Below are 25,167 nucleotides of genomic sequence, written 5' to 3' on the forward strand. Positions count from 1 at the left end.
CTGTAGGTCAAGCCACCTCAAAATATCATTCTTCGTTTTATCCCGACCAAGAAATACTTCTATGGTTTTTCCTAAAGCCAATAATGTTCCAATTTCTTGTTCTGTCAGGTATCTAGCCATCTTTTAGTTCCCTTCTATTGGCATCAACTGAATTTCGGAATAATAAAGTTTGAGAATATATTAAGCAATACGGATTATAAATTATAAATCTTCCAGCACTTTTTCTACCCAGCCTTTACCCCAATCGTCAATTTCCTGCTCCGACCAGATTTCGGGGTAAAATATTCTTTTCTGGAATTTAGGAGGTAAATATTGCCGCCAGTTGGTGCCGCCGGTTGCGGGTAAAGCACCCGCCTGGCTTTGCAGGTACCGCACCGCCGATTTATAGTGCATCAAAGGCCAGTTTACATTAATATTGGCATCGGTTTCTTTTAATATCCGGATTAACTTTGGATTCTGCTGGTCTTCTTCGGGTAAGGCTTTTACTTTGGCCCATACGTTTTTGCCTTCAAATTTTAAGGCGTGCTGCATCAAAAAGTCGGTATATTTTTCTTCGAACTGCAGCAGGGTTAGGGTTTTGGTATTGTCTTCTTCCTGGGTCGCGCCGGCTTTCCAGTAAATACAACCCATTAATTCGTCGTGGGTGGTTTGCAGGCCCATGGCTTTGCGCTTTTCTTTATCAACTAAATTACGCAAATCGGTGGCGCAAATTTCTATCATCCGGAACTGCACCGACTGAAACCCGCTGGCCGGCATCAGCGACATCCGGAATTGCAGAAACTGCTGCGGGTCCATGCCGTCGACCATTACATCAAATGAATCGATCAAATTCTCGAAATACCGGTTTATGCGTTTTAGCCGCATAATTAAAGTATTTAGGGTAAGGTGCGGGTCGTTGCCAATCAGTTCGTACTCGTTCAGGCAGAGCTTAAAGTACAACTCCGTAATCTGGTGGTAAATAATAAATACCTTTTCGTCGGGTATGGCGGTACGCGGGGTTTGGAGACTCAGTAACGTATCGAGGTGAATATAATCCCAGTAATTGGTAAAATCGGCGTAATACAAACCTTCTAAATAATGCGCCAGGTCCTGACCCAAAGCAGTATATTTCTTTTCTAACTTTTTAAGTTGTTCCAGCACCTCCGGTTTAAACGGCTGTTCCATACCAAGTAGTATTATGGTTAAATGTCGGGTGTAAACTTACTAAAGAAAAAATATTATGTTCTATAAGCAGTAGGCAACCGCTGGTTATTTTTTGCATCTACGCTAAAAATAGCGCCCAGGTATACGGCTATTCAGGGGACAAAATCCGGCATTCACGGGTATTTTATCCCGTTTTGGCAATATATTTTTGTTTCTGAATGAAAAATCGCTTTATATTTCAGATTATTGTATTGTGTTTTTAGTACCCCTTTATGGCAGAGAAGAGCAGTATTTTTGATATGATTGGCCCCATTATGATTGGTCCTTCCAGCTCCCATACCGCCGGGGTGGTGCGTATTGGCCGGGCAGCTATTCGGGTACTGGGCGAAGCTCCCCAATCGGCCGAAATTACATTTTACAATTCTTTTGCCCGTACCTACGAAGGCCACGGCTCCGACCGGGCCATTCTGGCTGGTTTGCTCGATTTCAAAACCGATGATGTCCGGATTAAAGAATCTTTTAAACTTGCCGACGAAGCTGGCTTACAATATACTTTTAAATCGGTGGGTAATGCTTCGGCCATGCACCCCAACACCATTAAATTAAACCTGCAAGGTCAAAACCACCAGGTAGAGGTAGTAGGGCAGAGCCGCGGCGGGGGCGTTATCCGAATTGTAGAAGTAGATGGCTTCCCGGCCGATTTCTCGGCTAATTTACATACCTTAATTGTAGAAGCCGATGATGTAAAAGGCAGCATTGCCTTTATAGCCAATGTAATTGCCCACGACGACTGCAATATAGCCACTATGACGGTTTCCAGGCGCGGCAAAAACCAGGTTGCCCGGCAGTTTATCGAAATGGATAGCGCCTTAAAACCGCTTACCCTGGAGTATATCCGGCAGCTAAGCTGGATAAAACACATCACCTACATCCCTAATATAGATTAACCCATGCTAACCTCTACAAAAAAACTCTTGTTTACCATAGCCTTATCGGTGGGGCTAAGCGCCGGGCAGCCTTTACTGGCCCAGGATAATAAATCTACCTTTACCCTCCAGGAATGTATTGACCAGGCGCTACAGAATAATTTAAACGTACGGCAAAGAATTATTAATCAGCAAATAAGCGCGGCCGAGTTAAAACAAGCCAAAGCCAGTCTTTTGCCTAACATTAACGGGTCGGCGTCGCATAATTATAACTTTGGTACCAACATAGACCAGGCAACCTTTGAAGTAAGAAGTGTACAAACGCGCACGAATAATTTTTCGCTGGGGGCCAATGTACCGTTGTTTATGGGTAACCAGCGAATAAACAATATTAAACAAAGTGCTTTAGAGTTAGAGGCCAGCGAACAGGATGTGTTATCGACTAAAAACGATGTGGCCATTCAGGTAGTAACGGCTTATTTAAATATTCTTTTTGCTGATGAGTTGGTAAAAACCTCGGAACTGCAACGCAATTCTACCCAGCAGCAACTAGAGCGTAACCGAATTTTGTTAAAAGCCGGTAGCATTGCCGAAAACGTGGTGCTGGAAGTAGAATCGCAATTGGCCACCGACGAGTTAAATATTATTAATGCCCAGAACCAAGGCGATATTGCCCGTATTTCGCTAAAGCAATTATTGGGTATAAATACGGCTGCGCCCTTAACCATAGTAGTACCCGAAATTCCGGAACCAAACGAAAGCATTGGCCAGGTTAACACCAACGAGGTATATGAGTATGCTTTAAAAAATTTGCCGGCCATTAAAGGTGCCGATTTACGGGTGCTAAGTGCCGATAGAGGTTTAGCGGTAGCTCGGGGAGCTTATTTGCCGCGTTTGTCATTTAGCGGGGGTATTAATTCCTTTTTCACCAGCCAGGGCGTTTTATTTATTCAGTCGGATGTACTACCCGGTGAATTACAAGCAAGACAATTGGGATTTTTGGACGCGGCCGGTACCATGCCTTTTACAATTTATTCGCCGGCAGTGCCGGAAACCCGGCGGGAAAATTATCCATTTGGCGACCAGGTGAAAAATAACTTTGGGCAGCAATTAGGTTTTAGTTTGTCTATTCCCATACTAAACGGTTTGCAAACGCGCACCAACGTAGAACGGGCCCGGCTGGCGCACTTAAATGCAAAAATAAATGCCGATATTGCCCGCAATAATTTGCGCCAAACCATTGAGCAGGCGGGGGCCGACGCTCTGGCAGCCCAACGTAAATACGCGGCGGCCAAACGCCAGCTGGCCGCTTTGCAAAGAAACTACGATAATGCCCAGGTGCGGTTAGAGCGCGGTATCATTAACCCCGTTGATTTTAATGTGATTGTAAATAATTTCCGGGCATCGCAGTCTAATTTAATTCAGGCAAAATACGAGTATACATTTAAACTAAAGGTGTTGGATTTTTACCAAGGCAAACCTTTATCTCTCTAATTTATTATGGCCAAGAAGAACTCCAATCGCATATTATACATTATTGGTTCTATCGTTATCTTTTTAATGTTGGGCGCTTTTATAGCCAAAAAACAAGGCTGGCTGGGTAAAGAAACAGGTACCGAAGTTACCGTAGCCAAAGCAAAAATTGCCGACATAGTGGAAAAAGTAAGTGCCTCAGGTAAAATTCAGCCCGAGGTAGAAGTAAAAATAAGCCCGGATGTGCCCGGCGAAATAACTGACTTGTACGTGGAAGAAGGCGACTCGGTGGTAAAAGGTCAATTGCTCTTAAAAATCCGGGCCGATAATTACGTGTCGGTCGTGCAGATGCAACAAGCGCAGGTAAATACCCAACGGGCCAATTTAGCCCAGGCCAAAGCCCAGTTGTCGCAAACCATTGCCAACAGTACCCAAACCCAGCTTACCCACCAGCGCAATACCGAGTTATACAAGCAAAAAGTAATTCCGCAAGCCGATTTTGAAGCCAGCAAAGCCGCTTACGACGTTAGCCGCCAGGAAATAGAAGCCGCCCGCCAGCGGGTTCGGGCCGCCGAATACAACTTGCAAAGTGCCTTGGCCAGCTTAGAAGAATCGCGCAAAAACCTGAATAAAACCACCATTTACGCACCGGTAAGCGGCACCATTTCTAAACTAAGCGTAGAAAAAGGCGAACGGGTAGTAGGTACCTCGCAAATGGCTGGTACCGAATTAATGCGCATTGCCAATCTTAATTCTATGGAGGTGCGGGTAAACGTTAACGAAAACGATATTATCCGGGTAAATGTAGGCGACTCGGCCATTGTAGAGGTAGACTCTTATTCCGGCAAAGACGAAAAATTCCGGGGCGTAGTTACCCAGATTGCCAACACGGCTAAAGATGCAGTAACCTTAGAAGCCGTAACAGAGTTTGAAGTGCGCATCCGGTTGATCAACGATTCTTACAAGCATTTAGCCGATAATAAACGCGGCTCTAATCCTTTCCGGCCCGGCATGACGGCCTCGGTAGATATTGTTACCGAACAAAAGAAAAATATATTAACGGTACCTCTCTCGGCGGTAACCACCCGGGTGCCGGAAAACAAGAACAACAGCACGCCGGTTACCAACACCAACAATAACAATGCGCCCGCCGCAGATACAGAACAAGCCCAGCCGCGGCAGAGTTTTGACGAAATTGTATTTGTAAACCGTAACGGCAAAGCCCAGGTGGTAAAAGTTAAAACCGGCATCAGCGATTTTGATAATATTGAAATCACTAAAGGGTTAAAAGAAGGCGACGAAATAATATCCGGACCTTTCCGGGCCGTTTCAAAACAATTAAAAGATGGTACCGCCGTGATTGTTAAAGATGAAGCGGCACTCGCCAAATCCAACAAAACGGAAGAAGACGAAGAGAAAAATTAAGCAGGCATAAAAAGTACTTTTGGAAAAAATAGCAGTTATTGGTGGCGGCAGTTGGGCTACGGCCCTGGTTAAAATTTTATCGGAAAATAAAGCCCAGGTAAACTGGTGGCTCCGGAACCCAGACGATGTTCAGCATTTAGTACAATACCGCCACAATCCGCGTTACCTGAGCGGAGTTACCTTCGACCTGCAGTACGTAAAACCTACAGTTAATTTAGCCGCGTGCGTACAGGATGCCACCTGGGTAATTCTGGCCGTGCCGGCTGCTTTTGTTCAATCGGCGCTGGCGCCTTTGCCTGCCCATGCTTTTGCCGGTAAAATATTGGTATCGGCGGTTAAAGGCATGATTCCGCACCAGAATATTTTAATTACCGATTACCTCGAAAATACTTTTGGCGTACCGGCTTCGCACCAATGTATTATTTCGGGCCCCTGCCACGCCGAAGAAGTGGCTCTGGAAAAACAATCGTACCTGACCATTGGCTCCCACGATTTAGAGCACGCCGAAAAGTTTTGCCAGTTACTGCGCAACCGCTACGTTAAAGCTTCGCCGCTTGATGATCTGGACGGCATTGAATATTGCGCCGTAATGAAAAATATTATTGCCTTGGCTTGTGGTATTGCCCACGGCTTAGGGTACGGCGATAATTTTCAAGCGGTAATGGTATCGAATGCCATGCAGGAAATAGACCGTTTTTTGCAAGCTGTAATGCCGGTAAACCGCGATTTAAACGGGTCGGCTTACCTCGGCGATTTGCTTGTAACGGCTTATTCGCAGTTTAGCCGCAACCGCACGTTTGGCAACATGATTGGCCGGGGCTACACCGTTAAATCGGCCCAGTTCGAAATGAATATGGTAGCCGAAGGGTATTACGCCGTAGAAAGTATTTACGCGTTAAATCAGAAATTTAAAGTTGATATGCCCATTACCGCAGCCGTGCATCGTATTCTGTACGAGAAAATATCGCCGGTGGTAGAATTACAAATCTTAAAAGAAAGCTTCCGGTAACCATTATTCTTTTGCGGCTGTTTTTCTTTTGGAGGCTATGCTTTTGTTTGTGCATTGGAATCTAAATGGTGAAGAATTTACGTATAGCCTATAAGCATTAATAAATTTGCTTAACTTAAGTAAAATATTTGTCAGCCCAGCTTGCATAACAATACACCCGATACGGCCCTGTTGCTTTTTACCCGAACCCCGGGCGAAGAAGTATGCCATAAAAAATTGGTACCGGCAGGTGCTTATGCCCAGGGTTACCAGATTGCCTTGGCCCTGGTAAATAACAGCCAGGTCATCTTGGCCCAAACCGGCTTGCCCTTTTACGTGTTTTCTTCTGCTCAGCAAAAAGGCCGTTCGTTTGGCGAGCGGTTATACAATGCTTTTGCCGATTTATTTGCTTTGGGTTATCAGCAGGTAATTACCATTGGCAACGATTGTCCGGAACTAAGCGCTGCCGAAATATTAAAAGTAAACCGCCAGCTACCCGAAAAGAATGTAATTTTAGGGCCCGATAAAGCGGGTGGAATATTTTTATTGGGCTTAACCCGGCGCGTTTTTAACCAATGTACTTCGTTTGAGAATATCCGGTGGCAAACCAGCTCGGTTCTAAAAGATTGTTTAGCTTTTTTCGACACCAAAACCGAATCTGAAGCTTACGTTTGGCCCGTTAGCTACGCCGATGTAAATTCCCCAGCGGATTTAACGGCTTTATGGCGGCAGAAAAAAATAAAAGTCCAAATAATCCGGTATTTAAAAAGACTTTGGTTTTCGCTAAATAATTGGTGCCGGGTTAAAGAAGTTTTATGTTTTTACCCGGTTTACCGGCAAGTCCTATCTTTTCGGGGACCACCCCAGCTAATTTCCACCTTTTAGACCCGGTTTGTTTATCGGGTTATTCTGTTTATACTACCGGGTAAGGCCATTGTATGCATCTATAATAGCCGGACGGTTTATCCTTTTTTCAATATTATTTCAATTTATTACTCCTGCCGCTGGTGGCGGTCAGGTAAAATTTGTTTTATCTACTATACGCTTTATAAAAATGGAAAATACTTATTACAATCCCGCCGACCTGAAAAAATTTGGTAATATAAGTGAGTTTTCGCCGAAGCTGGCCGAGAAATTTTTTAGCTATTACGGCGATGTTTTTGCCGAAGGTGAACTTACGGCCCGCGAAAAAGCTTTAATTGCTTTAGCCGTGGCGCACACGGTACAATGCCCGTATTGCATTGATGCCTACACCGTAGATTCTATTGAGAAAGGTTCTACTGAGGGCCAAATGATGGAAGCCATTCACGTAGCGGCAGCCATACGGGGCGGTTCGTCGTTGGTACACGGCGTGCAAATGATGAATAAAGCAAAAGAAATTCTGATGTAAAGCCCATGCAGGTAACCTTAAAAAGGAAAAATCACGCGCTAGCCGATACGTTTATACAATTAGAGGTGCTTAGTACGGCTTCGCAACAGGGGCAGCAATTTCCGCCTTTTGCCCAAAAGTTAAGCCAGGCTAATTTATTTCCACTTAAACCTATGCGCCTAGATATTTTCCAGGTGAACGTAGGTAAAATGTGTAACCAGGTGTGTAAACATTGCCACGTAGATGCCGGCCCGGATCGGCGCGAAATCATGACGCGGCAAACCATGGAACAATGCTTAACCGCTATTGCCAATAGTACGGCGGGCACGGTAGATATTACGGGTGGGGCACCCGAAATGAACCCTGATTTTAGGTGGTTTGTAGAAGAAATTAGCAAGCTGGGCCGCCAGGTAATAGTACGCTGTAACCTGACGATTATTCTGGCAAATAAAAAATACTACGATTTGCCGGAGTTTTATAAAGCGCATCGGGTACAGGTTGTATCGTCGTTGCCTTACTTTACCGCCGCCCGCACCGATGCCCAGCGGGGCAGCGGGGTTTTTGCCGATTCGGTTAAAGCGTTACAAATGCTAAATGCGGTCGGTTATGGTGTAGCCGGTTCGGGGCTGGTGCTGGATCTGGTTTATAACCCTTCAGGGGCATTTTTACCCAGCAGCCAGCAGGGGTTGGAAAACGAATTTAAGAAAAAGTTAAAAGACGGGTACAACATAGACTTTAATCATTTATTGGCCATTACCAATTTACCCATCAGCCGTTTTCTGGAATATTTGCTGCAAACAAATAATTACAAGGCTTACATGGAAAAACTCGTGAATGCGTTTAACCCGGTAGCGGCCGCTAATGTTATGTGCCGTAATACAATTTCGGTTGGCTGGGATGGCTATTTATATGATTGCGATTTTAACCAAATGCTCGAATTAAAGGTAGCGCAACCCGCAACCCAACACATTAGCCAGTTTAATGAGGCTACGCTGAATAACCGCCATATTGTTTTAAACCAGCATTGTTATGGTTGCACCGCCGGCGCGGGTTCCAGTTGTGGCGGCTCCACTGCTTAAAATATTGCTCTTATGTTGGGTCGCTTGTTTATTCTTGGGCTAATGGCTTTAAACCTGAATAGTTGCCATACCTTTTTATACGATCGGCAACTGCGTTTGCTTTATAAAAATACGGTGCCGGTTATAGAACCGAATCAACTACAGTCCTACATAGCCCAAGAACCCAATATTTGCCTCTTAGATACACGTACAGAGCGGGAATTTGCCGTAAGCCATATAGCAGGAGCAAGAGCTATTGATTATAAAACGTTTAACCTAAACAGCGTTAAAGATATTCCGTTAGCGGCACCGGTGGTGGTGTATTGTACGGTGGGCGTACGGAGCGAAAGGGTAGGTGAGCAACTGCAAAAGGCGGGCTACACGCGGGTGTATAACTTGTACGGCGGCATTTTTAACTGGAAAAACAAAGGTTTGCCGCTGGTAGATTTTAAACAAAACCCCACCAATCAGATACATTCGTATAACCGCTACTGGGCCATCTGGCTGCAAAACGGCATTAAAGTTTATGAATAAAGATTTATTGCTCATTTTTGTCCGTAACCCCATTTTAAATAAGGTAAAAACCCGTTTGGCGGCTACCATTGGCCCCCACAAAGCTTTGGCCGTTTACGAAACCTTGTTATCCCGCACGCAGGCTATCACCCATAATCTACCGGTTACCAAAATAGTGTACTACGCCGATTTTGTACCGGAAAACGACAGGTGGACTACGCCGGAATATCAAAAAAGAAGGCAAGCTGGCCAGGACTTGGGCGAACGGATGTATAATGCTTTTGCCCAAGGCTTTGCCGATGGTTTTCAGCAGATCTGTATTATAGGTAGCGATTGTTACGAATTAACCCCGGACATCATTACTACAGCTTTTACTACCCTGGCCAATAAAGATGTGGTTTTAGGGCCGGCAACTGATGGCGGCTATTATTTACTTGGCCTGAATAAATTGCATAAACCTTTATTCCGGCATATTAACTGGAGTACCCCGGCCGTACTGGCGCAAACCCTTAGTGCTGTTCAGGAAAATAACTTAAGCGTTGGTTTGCTCCCAACTTTAACCGATGTGGACGAAGAAAAAGATTTAATGACCATGCCCGACGTTTACTAAAGCCTTAATTTATTTTACGAAGAATACGGGCCAATATTCTCGGGAAAAATCTTTTGAGGTAAACCCCAGCTTTTTCTTTTCCGCCAATATAGACTTCGTTTGTTTGGGCGTCTACGGCTTTTAATATCAAGCGGGCACATTCTTCCGGCGCCATTCCTTTTGCCTGGTTTTTATCCAACTGATTGTGTTGTCCGCCGGCAGCGTTTAAAGCATTGTACGAAATGTTCGTACAGATATAGCCGGGACAAATAAGGCTAACTTTAATATTTTGCGACCAAACTTCGGCCCGCAAAGAATCGAAAAAGCCGTGTAGCGCGTGTTTAGAAGCCGCATACGCCGACCGCTTGGGCGTGCCAAACTTACCCACCAAACTGCTAATTACCACCAGGTGCCCGCTTTGCTGTTGCAGCATTACCGGTAAAACTGCTTTGGTTAAAGCTATCGGGCCCAGGTAATTAATGGCCATTAGTTTTTTATCTACTGCTAGCAAAGTGTCTTGAGCCAAACCGCGCTGACTCAGGCCACCGTTATGCACTACTATATCAATTTGCTTAAATTTATTTTGTACTGCTTGCACCAGCTCCGGAAAGTTATCGGGCTGCTCCAGGTCTAAAGGTAAAACCAAAATATTATCGGGCGGTGTCGCGGCTGCTCCCTTTACCCTTTCCAGTTCGGCAGCCCGGCGCGCCGATAAAACCAATTTTGCTCCTGCTTGCGCAAAAGCATACGCCAAAGCTTCGCCAATGCCGGAGGAAGCACCGGTTATCCAAATGGTCTTATCTTTAAAATTCTGCAATTTGTAATAAATAATTTTTACACGAAGTAAACACGAAAGATGAAGTAAAGGTAACTTTTAGGCTAAATCCTGGTAGATAGCAATCAAAATTTAATTTACCACCGCAATAAACATAAACTCTATGTCGGAGCGGTTAATATTGGTTAAGCCAGTAGTGGTTTCTAAATCTTTCTCGGCGGTATCTAACAACAAATTGTAAATTTCCTGCGGGGTGGTTTGGTCCTGAACCGGAATGGTGGCAAATATTATGTACGTTTCCGGCGATACGCTGGGCAGGGCCACTTTACAGATGTATTTTTTCATTTAACTTTATTAAGCTGTTAAGTTCAGAAAACTCCTACGCTGGTTTTACAGATTACATTACCTTAAAATTCAAGAATCGGCTTTAATCCATTGTTCTTTTTCACAAAGCTCACAAACCGGAAGCAAATCGTTTATGTCAAAACATTTTAGGTTGCCGCAATTCAAACAACAATATAAACCAGCTTCGGGTACTTGTTTCCCGGTAGTTAAAATTTGAGAGCGGGGAATAATATTTTCCGGCATGGTGGTAAGACCCGGTTTTACTTTTTTGGGCGATTTAAATAAAACCGAAATTCGACCCGAAGTTTCGAAAAAAGCTTTATCTATTTGCCCCAGGTGTTCTACTTCCTTATCCCGCAAAGCCCGGAATAAATCTTCTTTCGAGAGGTTATCGCGCAGTAAACAATCCCATTTCATTAAACCATCGTCTACCACCAGGTTGGGTTCGCCTTCCAAGTAAGCTTCTACTTTTTTGTTTTTGTTTATAAACCGTTCTAACCCAATCTGGAATAGGGTAACCACTGTTATGGCCACCATGCCGTGTAAAACCGGAACGTCGTGGTGCAGCATGGGATCGCCGACGGCCGTACCAAAAGCAATAATAATGGCCAGTTCTAAAGACGACAGTTGCCCCATGCCTCTTTTACCCAAAATGCGGAGCAAAAAAGTGGTGTATCCAAACATGATAACGGTTCGGAAAACGATTTCCAACAGAAAAAGAAGCGGAGCATCGCCAAAAAATATCCGCTGAAAATCGAAAACCTCAAAATCTTCTTCCATAAAAATAAGGCAGTGGACTTAGCATACTGTAAAATGCAGGGCAGGGTTTAGGCAAATATTAGAACAAATATATTGATAATCGTCTGTATGCCAGTAAACTCAATGGGGGAGTAACTACGTTTACGCCATTTGGTAATTATGCTTTCTAGAGAACCTTGGGCATAATTTTATAGGTGTTAAAATAAAACAGGCATTTTTTGAGGTTAATTATTTTTACCCAGCTTAATGAAAGTAACAACTGGAAACAAAATATCTAACCCAATTTAACTTAGAATGAGTAAAAGCTTTATAAAATTGCAGGTTAAAACGCGGGTATATGTCCAAGTTGTTAAAAAAAGTTTTGGCAATATTTACGTTAATTGGCGTAGAACTGGCCGTTCTGGGAGTAGTAGCCTTTGTGTGTGTGGCTTTGTTTTTATTAATGGCCAAACTGGTTTTTATAGACGAAAATAATGCTTTTGATAATGCTGCTTTTCGGTTTGCCGAAAGCCACACCACGCCAGCCTTTACGTCTTTTTTTCGGTTTATTACTTTTTTTGCCTCTAAAGATTTTCTGGTTTACGGGTCGTTAACGTTGGCCTTTATTTTCTTTTTTATTAAAAAGCACCGCTGGTATTCTTTAAAAATACCGGTTATTGCGGCGGGTAGTTCCAGCTTAAACCAGGGCATGAAATTCTGGTTTGATAGGCCCCGGCCCGAAACAGCTTTTTATGAACAATCGGGTTTTAGTTTCCCGAGCGGCCACGCCATGATTGGGGGCGCTTTTTACGGCTTGTTTATTTACCTGGTCTGGGCGAACGTAAAGTCGCTTTTCTGGCGTTTATTTCTTTCGGGATTATTCGCTATTTGGATTGTACTGATTGGCTACAGCCGGGTGTATCTGCACGTGCATTATGCCAGCGATGTACTGGCAGGCTGGGCAGCGGGCATTATATTTTTAATTATAAGCATGTTACTGCTCCGGCGCATAGAACCGCGGTACGCCCGCAAAGCCAACGAAGTAATGGCAGAAGATACAGAACCGATAAAAAAAGAAGTTTAACCTTTTAAAGCTGTTAAAGTCACTTAAGCCTAAGCTGGATCCACTGGTTTAACTTTAACCCGCAGGGCTTTTAGCCCGCTTACGCCTTGCAGTTCTTCCACATCCAAATCTTCTACCTGGGGCATTAACAAGCCAATATTTTGCAGATATTCAATGTATTCTTTGTACTCGTTGGCTTCGCGGCCCTGCGAATACACAATAGCAATGGCGCCCGGTTGCGTCAGGCGTTCTTTGGTGCCCGCAATGGTGGCTTTATCGATGCGTTTTTTAACAATTTCGTACCGGATATTGTAAGCGCCGTCTACATCAAACTTGCGTTCATCGCGCCGGAAACGGATAGCCAAGGGTTGCGAATAAATTAAAATTAAATGGGTTGTTTCCAGCGGCATCGACAAGGAAGATTTCAGGGCTTCGGCTTTACGCACAATCTGGCACATGGTAAGAAGCTGCCAAATGCGTAAATTTTTTAAAAACACCAAATCGAAGGGTTGGTTTTCGACTAAAGAAGCGCCCACATAAATATTAAATTCTACGCCGTCGGTTTTAAACTTCTCGAAAAAATGCGGGTACATGCGCTGGGCTTTGGCCTCTTCCTCCTCTAAATAATCCGAGATGGTTTCGTTAATTAACGTTAAACTTTCTTCGAAAGCTTTGCGGCGTTTGTACAAAACCCCCAGTTGCGGGTCCATGGCATCGTAGTAAGTCTTTATAATACGGTTTAGTGCCGGGTACTGACCTTCGAGGTATTTAAAAATGGGTTCAACGTGTTTTTTAAGCACTTCAAATATGGCCGCTTCGTCTTCCGACAAAATGCCCCGCCGCAATTTGCGTAAGTTTTTATTTATGTAAAACTGGAGTTCGTCCAGAATGGGCAGAGGCTGCAGCGCAATGGCTTTGTTTAATACTTTTTTTACCAGGCGCAGGTGTTCAATCAAGTCGCCCTGAATGGCCTTATTGCGCTCGGTAGAGGAGCCCCTGATATCTGATACACCGTACAAAGGGTACACATCCTGAAAAACAATGGGCTCAATTTCGGCTGAAATGCCGCTTTCCTGTAGTTCTAAAAGGTTAAGAGCCGCTTCTTTAAAGCGCCACTCCATAACCGGGTGAATAGCCGTAAATTTTTCTTTAATAATAGTCTGAATGCGCGATTCTAAATCTTCGGCGCTGCGTTTTACGGCCGCCTCAAAATGGGGTAAAAACTGCTGAATTTTGGTTAAAGAAAAACTGTTTAAATCGCCGCGGTACGGCGACCCCAGTTCAATAATGCCTAAAACCTGGTTGTTGTACCGGAGCAAAGCCAGAATAATGCTGTTCAGGCCTATTGTTAATATTTCTTCGGCTACGCCGTCGGGTAACTCATGTTTGGCTACGTCTTCAATTACCAAAGGGTCACCGTCGCTCAATAATTTATCGTAAACGGCTTTAAACGTTACCGAATTGGTGGGGGCTTCGGTTTGCGGAATCAGGAAACTGTGGTTTATTTTGCGGCCCAGGTTTACAAAAGTGTTTTTTCTTTTGTTAAAAGCGGCTACACCTAATTGCAGGTGGGGGCGGTTAAAAAATATCCGAATTTTTTCCTGCAGTTGCTCAAATTGGTTGGGCGCCATTAACACATCTTTTTCGAGTAAATCCAGTTTTATCGAAGAAAGCGTTTCCTGTTCGGTTACATCCACCAAATGCATCACGTAAAATCCTTCGAATGCAAAATCGGTGGGCGGAATATATTGGGCCCAAAGTTCCAGGTTTTGGCTCTTTCGCAGTAAATATTGAATATCAGTAGGTGTGAGGTTTTTACCCGGACCAGTTTTTTTTACTTGTAAAAAAGTATTATTCAGGGCTACATTGTAGTGTCGGTATAAACCCAACTGGTAATCGGGCACGGTAAAAATAAGGGCTTCCTGGGTAGGCACCGGTACCTGGAAACATTTATTTAAGATAAATAAAAAAGCCAGCCGGATGTTCAGGTACAACATGGCTTGCCGGTCTAGGTTTAAGGGCTTTTTAAGTTCGCCATTTTCGTTAACAAATATTTGCCTAAACTGCGGTGTCTGGTAAAAGCTGGTGTTTACAAAGGGCGTAAGTGCGCCGCTAATCTCGGTTTCCCAGCTCGCCGGCGGAAAAACCGCCGTCATCATTATTTCTATTAAATCTTCGTGAGCGGCTAAATCGGCTATATTCTGTACGGGGGCCAGCAGGGCAGGGGCTTTTTCTAATTGCTTGGTTATGGCCTGGGCAAATAAAGAGATGCCGCGGTTATCATCGTTAATTTTTGATTTCCAGTATTTAATTAAAGGCACAAAGCTCAGCGAAGATTTAAACGGAAAAGTTTTAAAGTCCGGCGCCGCGTTGGTGTTTTTAGTAAGGGTTGTCATGCATTAATTTTCCAGGTAAAGTTGCGAGCCGCTAATACCACTTGAGTTTTAAATAAAATGTAATCTATGAAATTAACCGGAAGCGCAGCGTTATACGTTGCCAATATTATATTGCAAGCAGTTATAATACTTTAACGCTGATTCAGAAGGTTCGTTTCGGGCAATTAATGAGGGCAATGCGAAGATTTGTCTGAAAACAAAAAAGCCCTCAGAAATTAATCTAAGGGCTAATATAATCTGGATAAGATATAATTTTACTTAAAATAAAAATAGTATTACTGCTTAACAAGTAATTAGTTGGGTATAGAAATTCTGGTCCTGTTTAGATATTAGATTGATAGTTTCATGTAAGGTTCGGAAAAAAGCTGCAGATGCTCGGACGAAAAGAATATGTGATGGACACTGAAGTCTGAGATACTATGGAGAAGTAAAAAAAGACAACGACTATGAACTATAATATAGAAATTTGCCCCCATATTGCCCCCTTAAAACAAAAAAGCCCTCAGAAATTAATCTGAGGGCTTTTTGCGGTCCGGACGGGACTCGAACCCGCGACCTCCGCCGTGACAGGGCGGCATTCTAACCAACTGAACTACCGGACCATCTTCTTTAAATTTGCTTAGCTTGTGTGCCTTGTTCCTTTAAAGTGATGCAAATGTATAGGGTTAATTTTTATCTTGCAAGTACCCGCGGTAAATATTTGCTATATTTTTTTCATATATTTTATAATATATAGATTATCAGTAACTTATTTTTTCAGGTTTTTTTATTTAGTTGTCGCATACTTTTAATTAACCCAAACGTTAACTTTGCAGCAGTTAAACTTTACCCAATATTTATGCTTCTAGATTTTGAACAGCCCATTGCGGCTTTGGAAGGCAAGCTTCGCGAAATGAAAAAACTGGCCGAAGACAGCCAGGTTGACGTAACAGAGGCAGTAAAGGCTTTAGAAGAAAAAATAAAGCAGCTTAAAAAAGAAACTTACGCCAATTTAACCCGGTGGCAGCGGGTGCAACTTTCGCGCCACGCCGACCGCCCGTATACTTTAGATTATATCCAGGGCCTAACCACCAAATTTATTGAGCTGCACGGCGACCGCAACGTGCGCGACGATAAAGCCATGGTTGGTGGCTTTGGCGAAATAGATGGGCGCACCATTATGTTTATCGGGCAGCAAAAAGGCCGCAACACCAAGCAACGGCAATTGCGCAATTTTGGCATGCCCAACCCCGAAGGTTACCGCAAGGCTTTGCGCCTGATGAAAATGGCCGAAAAATTTGGTAAGCCCATTGTAACCTTTATTGATACGCCGGGTGCTTTTCCGGGCATGGAAGCCGAGGAGCGCGGACAGGGCGAGGCCATAGCCCGCAACTTAAAAGAAATGTTTACTTTAAAAGTACCGGTCATTTGTATAGTTATTGGCGAAGGTGCTTCGGGTGGTGCCTTAGGTATTGCCATCGGTGACCGCGTTTTTATGCTCGAAAATACCTGGTATTCGGTTATTTCGCCGGAAAACTGTTCTACCATTCTGTGGCGTAGCTGGGATTACAAAGAACAAGCCGCCGATGCCATGAAAGTAACGGCTAAAGACATGCTGGAATTTAAACTGATTGATGGTATTATTAAAGAACCGTTGGGTGGTGCCCACACCGAACCGGAAAAAATGATTAAGGCCATGAAAAAACATATACTCAAAACCCTCAACGAATTAGAAACCATTGCACCCCAAGAGCGCATCAGCCAACGCATCGATAAATTTTCGTCGATGGGAGTGGTGCAGGAGTTGTAAAAGATTCTTTTTTCCGTTCCTATATTTAAAGAATACCAGCTTTCATTTTATTCAGGAGGTATGCAAAAATTCAGGTTTAAACAATTAAGCTGGTCGTTCTTTATATTTTCTTCGGTGGTTTCGGTTGCTTTATTTAGAATAATTCAGACAGAATGGAGCACCGGTTTGGCTATGATATTGGCTTTAGCGGGTAGTTTAGTTTTGCTGGCTTTCTTTCATAAATTTTTCGTCCGGACGGCAACGTTTAAGGAAAGTTACCTGGTTTTAAACCAACTTGGGTTCCGGCCCGAAATAAAAATAAATTATTCCGAAATCGATCAAATTACTTTTACTTACGATCGGTTTCGGCATTTTTATGTTTTTACCCAAGGCCAGCAAATTAAGCTGCCGCCACCAGCCCAGCTACTTACCGTTGAGGAATTATTTAGCTGGCTTCATACACAGTATCCCGCAATTAACCTTAAAATATACCACAAGGCCGGTGCAACCCAGGCTTAATATTAAGCTGGTTTAGTTTAAATTAGATTTGTTTATTCTGGTTATATGCCACATAAAGCCAGTTACTAACCGTTTTGTTTAATTGTATGCAGCTACACGTAATTGAAACCGGTTTATTTAAATTAGATGGCGGTGCCATGTTTGGGGTAGTACCCAAAACCATTTGGCAAAAAACCAATCCCGCCGATGAAAACAACCTGTGCACCTGGGCCATGCGTTGCCTTTTAATAGAAGATGGGAATAAACTGATTTTAATTGATACGGGCATTGGTAATAAAATGGAACCCAAAATGGCGGGTCATCTATTTCTGCATGGCTCCGATACTTTAACCGGTTCGTTACAAAAAGCAGGCTTTAGCCCCGCCGATATTACCGATGTTTTCCATACGCATCTGCATTTCGACCATTGCGGAGGGAGTGTAAACTATAACCCCGACCGCACCCGCTTATCTTTGGCTTTTCCCAATGCCCTTTACTGGACCAATGCCGACCATTATACCTGGGCTACCCAGCCCAATGCCCGCGAAAAAGCCAGTTTTTTAAAAGAAAATATTAATCCTATTGCCGAAAGCGGCCAACTGCGGTTTACCCAAGCCCACGAACCCTCGCCGTTTACGCAGTTTAATATTATTTATGTAGATGGCCATACCGATAAAATGATGTTGCCGATAATCCGGTACAAAGGTTATACGTTGGTATACATGGCCGATTTGTTGCCTTCGGTGGGGCATTTACCCGTGCCTTATGTTATGGGCTACGATACCCGGCCGTTACTAACCCTTACCGAGAAGGCGGCTTTTTTAGAAGAGGCTGCTAATAACAACTATATCTTGTTTTTTGAGCACGATGCACAACACCAGTGCTGCACCGTACAACATACCGACCGGGGTGTGCGTTTAAGAGAAAGTTTTCTTTTATCCGATATATCCTGATTTCTTAATGCGCATAGGTTTGGTTTTATCCGGCGGTGGGGCCCGGGGATTTGCTCATTTGGGCGTTTTAAAAGCTTTACAAGAGCTAAACATCCCGATAGATATTATTTCGGGTACCAGTTCCGGAGCCATTGCTGGTACTTTTTTTAGTGCCGGCTATTCGCCCGAAGAAACGTTTACGCTGGTAACCCAAACCAGCTTTCTCAAACTGGTGCGCCCGGCTTTAATTTACGGGGGCTTAATAAAACTAAATCAACTCGAAGAAGAATTTAACAAGTACTTTGGCGATAAAACTTTTGCCGATCTAACCGTACCTCTAATTATCAGTACTACCGAAATAAACAAAGCCACTATTGTCTATTTTTCGGAAGGGAATATTGTAAAACCCCTGGTAGCCTCGGCAGCGGTACCTATTGTATGCCAGCCGGTGCCCTATAACGGGTATTTACTCGTAGATGGAGGCTTACTAAATAATTTGCCCGTAGAGTGCCTGCTGGGCGAATGCGATTTTATTATTGGGGTACATACCAATCCCTTAAATCACGACGCCCATGTTGTTAGTTTACGTAACATGATGGAGCGCACTTTTCATATTGCTATAAACAACAACGTGGCACCGCGTTTAAAACTATTAAATTTTTTGATTGAACCGCCGGAGCTAAAATATTACAGCTTGCTTAACTTAAAGCACGCCCGCGATATGTTTGACTGTGGCTATAAACATACCCATGACTTGGCCGGCAGACTAAACGAAGCTCTAGAAAATTTCCAGAAAAATAATAAATAGTTTATATTAATAAAAAACTATATTTGCCGTTGCTTTTTTAACTAACCTCCATCCAGTACAGTTAATTTAATTTTTCGCATGCAAAAACTGAGCTTTCTCTTCTTTTTTTTATTAATAGCCTTTAGCAGTCTGGGCCAGAACAACTCCAGCAACCTGGTTAATGCATATATTAACCGCGGTAGTTATTTATTGGGGGGCAATGTTAGTAGTTCTTTTAACGGTTACAAAAATGCTGTACCGGGCCAACCTCTCGAAAAAGGTAGTATTTTTAGAGCCAACGTAGATGCCAAAGTAGGTTATTTTAACTGGGAAGATATTGCTTTGGGGGTAAGGGCCGGTTTTAGCCATTTTAACCAGATGAACGATTCATCGCAGTTCGATGCCAAACAAACGGTTTTACTATTAGGGCCTTTTGTGCGGGGCTACCTCGATAATGGTTTTTTTGGTGAAATAAGCGCGGGCTGGGGATTAAACAATATTTATCGTAATTCGCAATCTAATTTATTTAGCGGCGAGGCTGGTATTGGTTACAGCTTTTTCATGCGTAATATTGGTCGTCAGAATTATTTTTTACGCAACAAACAAATTGCCATAGAGCCCATGGTGCTGTTCCGGTATAACCGACAAAATTATGGTGCTAAAAGTAACAGCGATAATTACCGATCGGAATATGGCCCGGAATTCCGCATAGGCATTCAGGTATATATTTTACGACAAACCATGATGCTGCCTGTACCCATCAAAAAAAGCCGCTTATAATTACCTGAAAACAGGAAGCAATTAAAATATATAAAAAAATAACAGAAGCCAGGCGGAAGAAAGTTCGTCTGGCTTCTTCGGTTTTAGGGATTATCTTACCTTTGCGCTATGATAGCAAAATTTTTGTCTAAAATAATATTTAAGATTTTCGGGTGGCATGTGGCCGGGCAAATTCCGCTGCATATTAAAAAAAGCATTATGATTGCCATGCCCCACACCAGCAACTGGGATTTTTTGTTTGCCCGCTGTGCCTTTTACCTGATGGGGGTTGATGTTCGGTACACCATAAAAAAAGAAGCCATGGTGGGGCCACTGGGTTGGCTGTTAAAAAATATGGGCGCTTTGCCCGTCGATCGCTCCAAGAATAACAGCCTGGTAAGTGCAATGGTTAATATTCTGAACAACGCCGATGAAATGGTAATTATGATTACGCCCGAAGGTACGCGCAAATACCAGCCGCGCTGGCGTAAAGGATTTTATCATGCTGCTTTAGGAGCCAATGTGCCTATTATTCTGGGTTATTTAGATTATCCTAAAAAAGAAGCTGGTGTAGGCCCCGTTTTCTATCCAACCGGCGATGTAGAGGCGGATATTGAAAAAATAAAAGAATTTTACCGCACCAAAAAAGGCAAATATCCCGAAAACGGTATTCGTTAAAATTTGGTATGCTGTTATTACGGGTGGTAAATATATCTGAAACAAGCCCAATAATATCTTAACGAAAATATTCAGGTTTAACGCCGGGTGTAAATGCTTACTACCGTTAAAATTTTATGATAAAAGCCTACAAACTTTTTACGGGACCAGATGGTCATTCCCACGTTACTACCGGTTACTTAGCCGAAGACGTATTTTCTACTGTTACAAATATTAGGGTTAAAGAAACAGCCGCTCCTGCTACGTACAGCTGGCATACGGCCCCAACTACCCAATACGTACTTACTTTATCGGGCACCCTGGTTTTCGAGATGCACAGTGGCGAAACCTTTATTTTAAAGCCAGGCGAAGTTTTAATTGCTATGGATACCACCGGATCGGGGCATAAATGGGAATTAACCGGCGACCAGCCCTGGAAAAGAGTTTACGTTTTGTTCGATCCGGAAACCCAAATCAATTTTGTGCCGGATGAGCAAGCCGGATAACAGCAAAGCTTAAATTTTTCTGGCTGGTGCTGAAAGAGTTAAAAAATAGGAGTGGGGTTTTAGTAAATTTATCCGGTGGCTAACTTGTATAATCAGAAAATCCTTCCCATTTTTGCACCGGCAAATCGGCACGACCAGCTCCTGCTGAACTCCCCCAGGTCCGGAAGGAAGCAAGGGTAAGTGGTTGAGCGGTGCGATGTTCGGTTTGCCACTTTTTTTTGCCCTTCCCATTCAGCTTCAATTTACTAAATTCCGTTTATTTCTTTTTTAAACAGAGTTATCCAGTAGATTTGTAATTTCAATCCCAAAAAATCTTTTTTATGAAATTCTTTATAGATACAGCCAACCTGAAAGAAATCCAGGAAGCTTACGATTTAGGCGTTTTAGATGGCGTTACCACCAATCCATCGTTAATGGCAAAAGAAGGTATCAGCGGTCATGATAATGTAATGGCCCACTATAAAGCCATTTGCGATATTGTAGATGGTGATATTAGTGCCGAAGTAATAGCCGTAGATTACGAAGGAATTATTCGGGAAGGTGAGGCGCTGGCCGAGCTGCACGACAACATTGTGGTGAAAGTGCCCATGATTAAAGACGGGGTTAAAGCCATTAAATATTTTTCAGAAAAAGGTATTAAAACCAATTGTACCCTTATTTTTTCAGCCGGACAGGCTTTGTTGGCCGCTAAAGCCGGTGCTACTTACGTATCGCCGTTTGTAGGTCGCCTCGACGATGTAGGAACCGACGGTTTACAGTTGATAGAGCAAATTGTGCAAATATATTCTAACTACGGTTATCCTACCGAAGTGCTGGCTGCCTCAGTACGCCATGTAATGCACCTTTTGCAATGCGCCGAAGTAGGTGCTGATGTGGTAACCTGCCCTTTAAACGTAATCACCTCGCTTTTAAACCACCCATTAACCGATATTGGTTTAGCCAAATTCCTGGCCGACCACAAAAAAGTAAACATTTAATTAGTATATAATTATAAAGTTTAAGTTAATAATAAAGCTGTTTAGGATTTTGGAAATGGCATGAACGTTTGCCTTTGCCGCGTGTTTCACCGGCAAGTAGTCGGGCAAAAGCTAAAGGATTGGCCGTGATAACACTACCAATGGTAGCGGTTTCTGCTATTTTATAAAACCCGAAACAAGTTTGATATAACATAATTACCTTTTTCAAGCGTTCTATTAAAAAAGGTAGCGCTTGTTTAGGTAATTATTTTTGTGAGTAGTTGGTAAAGAATTTCTGATTTAGATTTTTAATTTATCTTTTTCTGAATGTACATTATAAAAGTTAAAGGCAAAGCTAAAATTCCGGATTATATCCAACTTCGCGATGAACATTTTGTTTTAGTGGCTTACTTCCGGGCCGATCGGCCTTTGAAAAATATTGAACGGTATGGATTGGCTGGCAAAGAAGAGGCTTTGGCCGGGGTAATCCAAAACCTGGAATTTGGTAAGTTGCAGAAACTGGAAATTTAACGACATGACATCATTTTCTTCTTCGCCGGTAGTTATTTTAAGAGACGTAGTTATTTACCAGGATGTAAATACTGTTTTAAGCCAGGTTTCTTTTGAAATAGAAAAAGGGGAATTTGTGTATTTGGTTGGCCGGACCGGTAGCGGGAAAAGTTCTTTGCTTAAAACGTTGTACGCCGATTTGCCTTTACACGGCGGCCTGGCCCAGATCAGCGGGTTTAAATTATTCCGGATATCACGCGATCAGGTGCCTTTTTTGCGCCGTAAAATTGGTATTGTATTTCAGGATTTTCAGTTGCTAACCGACAGAAATGTAAACGACAACCTGAGCTTTGTTTTAAAAGCCACCGGTTGGAAGGAAAAATCTAAAATTAAACAGCGCATTTCGGAAGTTTTGATGCGGGTAGGTATGGGCGCAGCCGGACCTAAAATGCCGCATCAATTATCGGGTGGCGAGCAGCAACGCGTTGTAATTGCCCGGGCTTTGCTAAACGAGCCGGCTATTTTACTCGCCGATGAACCAACCGGTAACCTGGACCCCGAAGTAGCCGAAGGCATTATGCAGTTATTCCTGGAAATAAACAATTCGGGAACGGCGGTTTTAATGGCTACGCACAACCACCAGATTATCCAACGCTACCCCAAACGGGTACTTAAATGTGAAAACGGTCATGTTTTAGATTCAGCCAAACAAAGCTTTGCCTTATCAGAAGGTATTTAATTAACCTAATTACACGAATCAGATAAGATATTTACTTATTTATTAAAAAAAGAAAAGCCCGATCAATTAAGATCGGGCTTTTTTATTTATTGAATATTGATATTTGATTTCAATATTTGAGACTTTAGTTCTGGTCCTTATCAATTTTCGGATCTACTTTATCAACGACTTTTTTTGTAGTTGATTTTACCTCGGAACCAATTTTTTCTGCGGCATTACCCACTTTGTGGGTCCCGGTTTTGGTGGCTTCTTTTACATCAGAAGCAGCTTCTTTTACATAAGGCGCCGCCACACTGCTACCTTTTATAGCCGCATATTTGGTTTTGGCTTTGCCAATCTCGTATTTATCTTTAGCGGTGAGCTGATCTTCAACCGCTTCGCGCCGGGCATCCAGGGCTTCGTAGTAAGTGTTTATGGTTAGCCAATCTTCACGGGTGTAATTTTGTTTATTTGCCTGCAGTTTCCGTACAAAATCTTCAAAGGCCATGCGCATGTTGGTGGCGGCCAAAGTACTTAAACCGGCGATATTGTAATCAGCGGCTAAACCGCCACTACGGGTATTACCTACAATTACTTGGTTGGCCTGGTAATTAGGCCTGAATTGCTCCCAATAATTATTGTACCGGGTTTTCAAGTTGGCTATTTCCTGCTGGCGGTCTTCATCGTAAGCGTTGTTGTACTGGTCTAAGCGGCTTACTTTTTCGTTGTAAGTAGCCCGGGCCGCTGCCGATGATTTTTTCCAATCTGCTTGTGCGGTATCGGCTGTATTCCGGGTTTGCGATTCCACGGTGGTAACATAATCTTTAAAATCATTGTAAGCTTCTTCACTTTCGGACGAGGCTTGCTGGCGGTCGGAAGAAGAACAACCAACCTGGGTACATAATAGGCCAAAGGCCAGGCTGTATGTAAATAAATTAATTTTAACTAGCTTTTTCATAGAAGTAAATTTGTAGTATTATAATCAGCGCGTGTACTAAATTATTCTCTTTTTACGAACCAGTTATGATAATGTTTAAAAGTAAAAACGCTGATAATGTATACTATATGAGGTATGAGTTGTGTTGATTTTAATTTAAAAATATTGCCTATATTATAATTATATTAGGTGTAATTTGTTTTAGAAAAAGGGATTTAAATAAGATTACAGATGTTGAACAATTAACTGTGTCAAAGTATTTAATACTAAAATAGGTAGTTATATTATCGCCAACCGGATAAATTTTAATGGAACATTTACCTGGGAAAGTGACAAATCTTTTCGTTTCAATATATATTCATCTATTGTTACCAGCTCTTCGCTTCGGGAATGTTGAATATAAATAATGCCCATTATTCTATAAATAAATTTTTGGTTAGAAGCATCATAAAAAAAGCCTTAACTGGAAGGTTAAGGCTTTTTAGTTAAAAATATATTCTTTTAATCTACGGCATCACCCGCTTTTTTTACGCCTTTTTTAGCAGTATTTCCAACAGCTTTGCCGGCTTTTTTAGCGCCTTTACCGGTTGCTTTCGCACCACTTACGGCCAGGTCTTTGGTACCTTTACCCATTTCTTTAGCGCCGCTACCTACCCGGTTTACACCTCGGCCGGCCCTTTGTTTATTAGTAGTAACGGTATCTTGGGTCACTGCAGTTTTATCGTTATTATTGTTACTTGTAGTTGCCGGAGCAGCTTGTAAGCCATATACATTTACCATGCCCGCCACCAGAAGGGCTGGTAAAAATTTGAATGTTAGTTTTTTCATCTTATAAATATTTTATTAATCAATAGTATTGACTAAAATACTAATGCCTGTAACGTGCCTGCATACAGATGGTTACAAATTATTTAAAGATGCTTGGATATGAGTAGCTTATAAATTTAATTATAAAGCTATTGGGTGCCGCGCAATATTTTTTCTAGTTTGTTGGTGGCTTCGGGCGCTAATTTAAGGAGCCAAATACCAGCGCCATACACGAGGGTAATTAAAGCAGAACGCACAGCTATATCTAAAAAGGTGTTTTGCAAGTAAGGCAAAAATAAGTTTAGTCCGTAACTAACGCCCGCTAGTAATAAATTCTAGTCTCGCGGCTCAGCCCCACTATTGTTCTAGCTGAACTGCTTGACATCCGAACCGAGCGATTCACAACCAAGAACGACCTTGCGTTTAATTGGCCCTTTTAAATTTCCTAGGTCCTAACGGTGGTCGTTCTATGGTCATTTGGTGATATTGTCGTAGCTTCTATTGGTTGGTTTCAGTTTTATCTTCAGCAAG

The 25,167-nt window shown here is 42.8% G+C and carries 29 protein-coding genes, 1 tRNA gene and 1 other RNA gene; 21 read left to right on the forward strand and 10 right to left on the reverse strand.

Going from position 1 to position 25,167, the window contains the following annotated elements; genetic code table 11:
- Nucleotides 1–201: 201 nt before the first annotated feature.
- Nucleotides 202–1,164 (reverse strand): tryptophan 2,3-dioxygenase family protein, encoded by a 963-nt coding sequence (locus tag ACO1R6_RS21750; RefSeq protein ID WP_486267262.1) that lies wholly within the window; start codon nt 1,162–1,164, stop codon nt 202–204.
- 251 nt (nt 1,165–1,415) lie between these two features.
- Here ACO1R6_RS21750 and sdaAB point away from each other — a divergent pair, with 251 nt between their 5' ends.
- From sdaAB to ACO1R6_RS21795, 9 genes are all read left to right on the forward strand, one after another.
- On the forward strand, nt 1,416–2,090 hold the full coding sequence (gene sdaAB / locus ACO1R6_RS21755) for an L-serine ammonia-lyase, iron-sulfur-dependent subunit beta (protein ID WP_486267264.1): 675 nt from the start codon (nt 1,416–1,418) through the stop codon (nt 2,088–2,090).
- A 3-nt stretch (nt 2,091–2,093) separates the two neighbouring features.
- Nucleotides 2,094–3,563, forward strand: coding sequence for a TolC family protein (locus tag ACO1R6_RS21760; protein WP_486267266.1), 1,470 nt, complete (start codon nt 2,094–2,096; stop codon nt 3,561–3,563).
- Nucleotides 3,564–3,569: 6 nt separating this feature from the next.
- Nucleotides 3,570–4,967 carry an efflux RND transporter periplasmic adaptor subunit gene (locus tag ACO1R6_RS21765; protein WP_486267268.1) on the forward strand — a complete coding sequence of 466 codons (1,398 nt, stop codon included), beginning with the start codon at nt 3,570–3,572 and terminating at the stop codon, nt 4,965–4,967.
- A 19-nt stretch (nt 4,968–4,986) separates the two neighbouring features.
- Nucleotides 4,987–5,976, forward strand: a complete 990-nt coding sequence (locus ACO1R6_RS21770; protein ID WP_486267270.1) for an NAD(P)H-dependent glycerol-3-phosphate dehydrogenase — start codon at nt 4,987–4,989, stop codon at nt 5,974–5,976.
- A gap of 141 nt (nt 5,977–6,117) precedes the next feature.
- Complete coding sequence (locus ACO1R6_RS21775) at nt 6,118–6,840, forward strand: TIGR04282 family arsenosugar biosynthesis glycosyltransferase (RefSeq protein ID WP_486267272.1); 723 nt, start codon at nt 6,118–6,120, stop codon at nt 6,838–6,840.
- 169 nt (nt 6,841–7,009) lie between these two features.
- The gene (locus ACO1R6_RS21780; RefSeq protein WP_486267274.1) at nt 7,010–7,345 is read left to right on the forward strand and encodes an arsenosugar biosynthesis-associated peroxidase-like protein; all 336 of its coding nucleotides are present in this window, start codon (nt 7,010–7,012) and stop codon (nt 7,343–7,345) included.
- 5 nt (nt 7,346–7,350) lie between these two features.
- Nucleotides 7,351–8,403, forward strand: coding sequence for an arsenosugar biosynthesis radical SAM (seleno)protein ArsS (arsS, locus tag ACO1R6_RS21785; RefSeq protein ID WP_486267276.1), 1,053 nt, complete (start codon nt 7,351–7,353; stop codon nt 8,401–8,403).
- Between the two features lie 12 nt (nt 8,404–8,415).
- Entirely contained in the window at nt 8,416–8,916 is a 501-nt protein-coding gene (locus ACO1R6_RS21790; RefSeq protein ID WP_486267278.1) for a rhodanese-like domain-containing protein, read from the forward strand.
- Entirely contained in the window at nt 8,909–9,505 is a 597-nt protein-coding gene (locus ACO1R6_RS21795; RefSeq protein ID WP_486267280.1) for a TIGR04282 family arsenosugar biosynthesis glycosyltransferase, read from the forward strand. Before ACO1R6_RS21790 ends, ACO1R6_RS21795 begins: the two co-directional genes overlap by 8 nt.
- A gap of 4 nt (nt 9,506–9,509) precedes the next feature.
- Here ACO1R6_RS21795 and ACO1R6_RS21800 read toward each other — a convergent pair whose 3' ends face one another.
- The 3 genes from ACO1R6_RS21800 to ACO1R6_RS21810 all read right to left on the reverse strand — a co-directional run bounded on the left by ACO1R6_RS21800 (nt 9,510) and on the right by ACO1R6_RS21810 (nt 11,384).
- Entirely contained in the window at nt 9,510–10,301 is a 792-nt protein-coding gene (locus ACO1R6_RS21800; RefSeq protein WP_486267282.1) for an SDR family oxidoreductase, read from the reverse strand.
- 90 nt (nt 10,302–10,391) lie between these two features.
- Nucleotides 10,392–10,604, reverse strand: a complete 213-nt coding sequence (locus ACO1R6_RS21805; protein ID WP_486267284.1) for a hypothetical protein — start codon at nt 10,602–10,604, stop codon at nt 10,392–10,394.
- Between the two features lie 69 nt (nt 10,605–10,673).
- Nucleotides 10,674–11,384, reverse strand: a complete 711-nt coding sequence (locus tag ACO1R6_RS21810; protein ID WP_486267286.1) for a DUF421 domain-containing protein — start codon at nt 11,382–11,384, stop codon at nt 10,674–10,676.
- Between the two features lie 316 nt (nt 11,385–11,700).
- Here ACO1R6_RS21810 and ACO1R6_RS21815 point away from each other — a divergent pair, with 316 nt between their 5' ends.
- Entirely contained in the window at nt 11,701–12,426 is a 726-nt protein-coding gene (locus ACO1R6_RS21815) for a phosphatase PAP2 family protein (RefSeq protein ID WP_486267288.1), read from the forward strand.
- A gap of 29 nt (nt 12,427–12,455) precedes the next feature.
- Here the strand turns inward: ACO1R6_RS21815 and ACO1R6_RS21820 are convergent, their stop codons facing one another.
- Complete coding sequence (locus tag ACO1R6_RS21820) at nt 12,456–14,801, reverse strand: GAF domain-containing protein (RefSeq protein ID WP_486267290.1); 2,346 nt, start codon at nt 14,799–14,801, stop codon at nt 12,456–12,458.
- Between the two features lie 528 nt (nt 14,802–15,329).
- Nucleotides 15,330–15,403 (reverse strand) — tRNA-Asp (locus ACO1R6_RS21825).
- Between the two features lie 236 nt (nt 15,404–15,639).
- Between ACO1R6_RS21825 and ACO1R6_RS21830 the strand changes: the two genes are divergently transcribed.
- The 9 genes from ACO1R6_RS21830 (at nt 15,640) to fsa (ending at nt 21,685) form a co-directional block, all read left to right on the forward strand.
- The gene (locus ACO1R6_RS21830) at nt 15,640–16,590 is read left to right on the forward strand and encodes an acetyl-CoA carboxylase carboxyltransferase subunit alpha (RefSeq protein WP_486267292.1); all 951 of its coding nucleotides are present in this window, start codon (nt 15,640–15,642) and stop codon (nt 16,588–16,590) included.
- 60 nt (nt 16,591–16,650) lie between these two features.
- Nucleotides 16,651–17,088, forward strand: a complete 438-nt coding sequence (locus ACO1R6_RS21835; protein WP_486267294.1) for a hypothetical protein — start codon at nt 16,651–16,653, stop codon at nt 17,086–17,088.
- Nucleotides 17,089–17,174: 86 nt separating this feature from the next.
- Nucleotides 17,175–18,020: an MBL fold metallo-hydrolase gene (locus tag ACO1R6_RS21840; protein ID WP_486267296.1), complete on the forward strand. Its 846-nt coding sequence runs from the start codon at nt 17,175–17,177 to the stop codon at nt 18,018–18,020.
- A gap of 7 nt (nt 18,021–18,027) precedes the next feature.
- Nucleotides 18,028–18,807 carry a patatin-like phospholipase family protein gene (locus ACO1R6_RS21845; RefSeq protein WP_486267298.1) on the forward strand — a complete coding sequence of 260 codons (780 nt, stop codon included), beginning with the start codon at nt 18,028–18,030 and terminating at the stop codon, nt 18,805–18,807.
- Nucleotides 18,808–18,885: 78 nt separating this feature from the next.
- Nucleotides 18,886–19,566 (forward strand): hypothetical protein, encoded by a 681-nt coding sequence (locus tag ACO1R6_RS21850; RefSeq protein ID WP_486267300.1) that lies wholly within the window; start codon nt 18,886–18,888, stop codon nt 19,564–19,566.
- 108 nt (nt 19,567–19,674) lie between these two features.
- Complete coding sequence (locus tag ACO1R6_RS21855; RefSeq protein WP_486267302.1) at nt 19,675–20,223, forward strand: 1-acyl-sn-glycerol-3-phosphate acyltransferase; 549 nt, start codon at nt 19,675–19,677, stop codon at nt 20,221–20,223.
- A gap of 116 nt (nt 20,224–20,339) precedes the next feature.
- Nucleotides 20,340–20,708 carry a cupin domain-containing protein gene (locus tag ACO1R6_RS21860; protein WP_486267304.1) on the forward strand — a complete coding sequence of 123 codons (369 nt, stop codon included), beginning with the start codon at nt 20,340–20,342 and terminating at the stop codon, nt 20,706–20,708.
- A 117-nt stretch (nt 20,709–20,825) separates the two neighbouring features.
- Nucleotides 20,826–20,923: signal recognition particle sRNA small type (ffs, locus tag ACO1R6_RS21865), an RNA gene on the forward strand.
- 105 nt (nt 20,924–21,028) lie between these two features.
- Nucleotides 21,029–21,685 (forward strand): fructose-6-phosphate aldolase, encoded by a 657-nt coding sequence (gene fsa, locus ACO1R6_RS21870; protein ID WP_486267305.1) that lies wholly within the window; start codon nt 21,029–21,031, stop codon nt 21,683–21,685.
- A 25-nt stretch (nt 21,686–21,710) separates the two neighbouring features.
- Here fsa and ACO1R6_RS21875 read toward each other — a convergent pair whose 3' ends face one another.
- Nucleotides 21,711–21,893, reverse strand: coding sequence for a hypothetical protein (locus ACO1R6_RS21875; RefSeq protein ID WP_486267307.1), 183 nt, complete (start codon nt 21,891–21,893; stop codon nt 21,711–21,713).
- A 98-nt stretch (nt 21,894–21,991) separates the two neighbouring features.
- On the opposite strand from ACO1R6_RS21875, the gene ACO1R6_RS21880 reads away from it, so the two are divergent.
- Together ACO1R6_RS21880 and ACO1R6_RS21885 are read left to right on the forward strand one after the other, a co-directional pair.
- Nucleotides 21,992–22,195 (forward strand): fructose-6-phosphate aldolase, encoded by a 204-nt coding sequence (locus ACO1R6_RS21880; protein WP_486267309.1) that lies wholly within the window; start codon nt 21,992–21,994, stop codon nt 22,193–22,195.
- Nucleotides 22,196–22,199: 4 nt separating this feature from the next.
- Nucleotides 22,200–22,913 (forward strand): cell division ATP-binding protein FtsE, encoded by a 714-nt coding sequence (locus ACO1R6_RS21885; RefSeq protein WP_486267311.1) that lies wholly within the window; start codon nt 22,200–22,202, stop codon nt 22,911–22,913.
- A 124-nt stretch (nt 22,914–23,037) separates the two neighbouring features.
- Here ACO1R6_RS21885 and ACO1R6_RS21890 read toward each other — a convergent pair whose 3' ends face one another.
- The 3 genes from ACO1R6_RS21890 to ACO1R6_RS21900 all read right to left on the reverse strand — a co-directional run bounded on the left by ACO1R6_RS21890 (nt 23,038) and on the right by ACO1R6_RS21900 (nt 24,920).
- Nucleotides 23,038–23,850 (reverse strand): DUF6565 domain-containing protein, encoded by an 813-nt coding sequence (locus ACO1R6_RS21890; protein WP_486267313.1) that lies wholly within the window; start codon nt 23,848–23,850, stop codon nt 23,038–23,040.
- Between the two features lie 480 nt (nt 23,851–24,330).
- On the reverse strand, nt 24,331–24,657 hold the full coding sequence (locus ACO1R6_RS21895; RefSeq protein ID WP_486267315.1) for a hypothetical protein: 327 nt from the start codon (nt 24,655–24,657) through the stop codon (nt 24,331–24,333).
- Between the two features lie 128 nt (nt 24,658–24,785).
- Nucleotides 24,786–24,920, reverse strand: a complete 135-nt coding sequence (locus tag ACO1R6_RS21900) for a hypothetical protein (protein WP_486267317.1) — start codon at nt 24,918–24,920, stop codon at nt 24,786–24,788.
- Nucleotides 24,921–25,167: the final 247 nt, after the last annotated feature.

The sequence above is a fragment of the Adhaeribacter sp. genome, from assembly GCF_057359045.1.

Excerpts from the sequence above, each read along its gene's own strand:
- ACO1R6_RS21765 (WP_486267268.1), top strand. The coding sequence starts at position 3,570 with ATGGCCAAGAAGAACTCCAATCGCATATTATACATTATTGGTTCTATC.
- ACO1R6_RS21855 (WP_486267302.1), top strand. The coding sequence starts at position 19,675 with ATGATAGCAAAATTTTTGTCTAAAATAATATTTAAGATTTTCGGGTGG.
- ACO1R6_RS21780 (WP_486267274.1), top strand. The coding sequence starts at position 7,010 with ATGGAAAATACTTATTACAATCCCGCCGACCTGAAAAAATTTGGTAAT.
- ACO1R6_RS21810 (WP_486267286.1), bottom strand. The coding sequence starts at position 11,384 with ATGGAAGAAGATTTTGAGGTTTTCGATTTTCAGCGGATATTTTTTGGC.
- ACO1R6_RS21860 (WP_486267304.1), top strand. The coding sequence starts at position 20,340 with ATGATAAAAGCCTACAAACTTTTTACGGGACCAGATGGTCATTCCCAC.
- ACO1R6_RS21885 (WP_486267311.1), top strand. The coding sequence starts at position 22,200 with ATGACATCATTTTCTTCTTCGCCGGTAGTTATTTTAAGAGACGTAGTT.
- ACO1R6_RS21890 (WP_486267313.1), bottom strand. The coding sequence starts at position 23,850 with ATGAAAAAGCTAGTTAAAATTAATTTATTTACATACAGCCTGGCCTTT.
- ACO1R6_RS21760 (WP_486267266.1), top strand. The coding sequence starts at position 2,094 with ATGCTAACCTCTACAAAAAAACTCTTGTTTACCATAGCCTTATCGGTG.
- ACO1R6_RS21795 (WP_486267280.1), top strand. The coding sequence starts at position 8,909 with ATGAATAAAGATTTATTGCTCATTTTTGTCCGTAACCCCATTTTAAAT.
- ACO1R6_RS21790 (WP_486267278.1), top strand. The coding sequence starts at position 8,416 with ATGTTGGGTCGCTTGTTTATTCTTGGGCTAATGGCTTTAAACCTGAAT.
- ACO1R6_RS21815 (WP_486267288.1), top strand. The coding sequence starts at position 11,701 with ATGTCCAAGTTGTTAAAAAAAGTTTTGGCAATATTTACGTTAATTGGC.
- ACO1R6_RS21835 (WP_486267294.1), top strand. The coding sequence starts at position 16,651 with ATGCAAAAATTCAGGTTTAAACAATTAAGCTGGTCGTTCTTTATATTT.
- ACO1R6_RS21750 (WP_486267262.1), bottom strand. The coding sequence starts at position 1,164 with ATGGAACAGCCGTTTAAACCGGAGGTGCTGGAACAACTTAAAAAGTTA.
- sdaAB (WP_486267264.1), top strand. The coding sequence starts at position 1,416 with ATGGCAGAGAAGAGCAGTATTTTTGATATGATTGGCCCCATTATGATT.
- ACO1R6_RS21850 (WP_486267300.1), top strand. The coding sequence starts at position 18,886 with ATGCAAAAACTGAGCTTTCTCTTCTTTTTTTTATTAATAGCCTTTAGC.
- ACO1R6_RS21820 (WP_486267290.1), bottom strand. The coding sequence starts at position 14,801 with ATGACAACCCTTACTAAAAACACCAACGCGGCGCCGGACTTTAAAACT.
- ACO1R6_RS21880 (WP_486267309.1), top strand. The coding sequence starts at position 21,992 with ATGTACATTATAAAAGTTAAAGGCAAAGCTAAAATTCCGGATTATATC.
- fsa (WP_486267305.1), top strand. The coding sequence starts at position 21,029 with ATGAAATTCTTTATAGATACAGCCAACCTGAAAGAAATCCAGGAAGCT.
- ACO1R6_RS21895 (WP_486267315.1), bottom strand. The coding sequence starts at position 24,657 with ATGAAAAAACTAACATTCAAATTTTTACCAGCCCTTCTGGTGGCGGGC.
- ACO1R6_RS21845 (WP_486267298.1), top strand. The coding sequence starts at position 18,028 with ATGCGCATAGGTTTGGTTTTATCCGGCGGTGGGGCCCGGGGATTTGCT.
- ACO1R6_RS21830 (WP_486267292.1), top strand. The coding sequence starts at position 15,640 with ATGCTTCTAGATTTTGAACAGCCCATTGCGGCTTTGGAAGGCAAGCTT.
- ACO1R6_RS21840 (WP_486267296.1), top strand. The coding sequence starts at position 17,175 with ATGCAGCTACACGTAATTGAAACCGGTTTATTTAAATTAGATGGCGGT.
- arsS (WP_486267276.1), top strand. The coding sequence starts at position 7,351 with ATGCAGGTAACCTTAAAAAGGAAAAATCACGCGCTAGCCGATACGTTT.
- ACO1R6_RS21805 (WP_486267284.1), bottom strand. The coding sequence starts at position 10,604 with ATGAAAAAATACATCTGTAAAGTGGCCCTGCCCAGCGTATCGCCGGAA.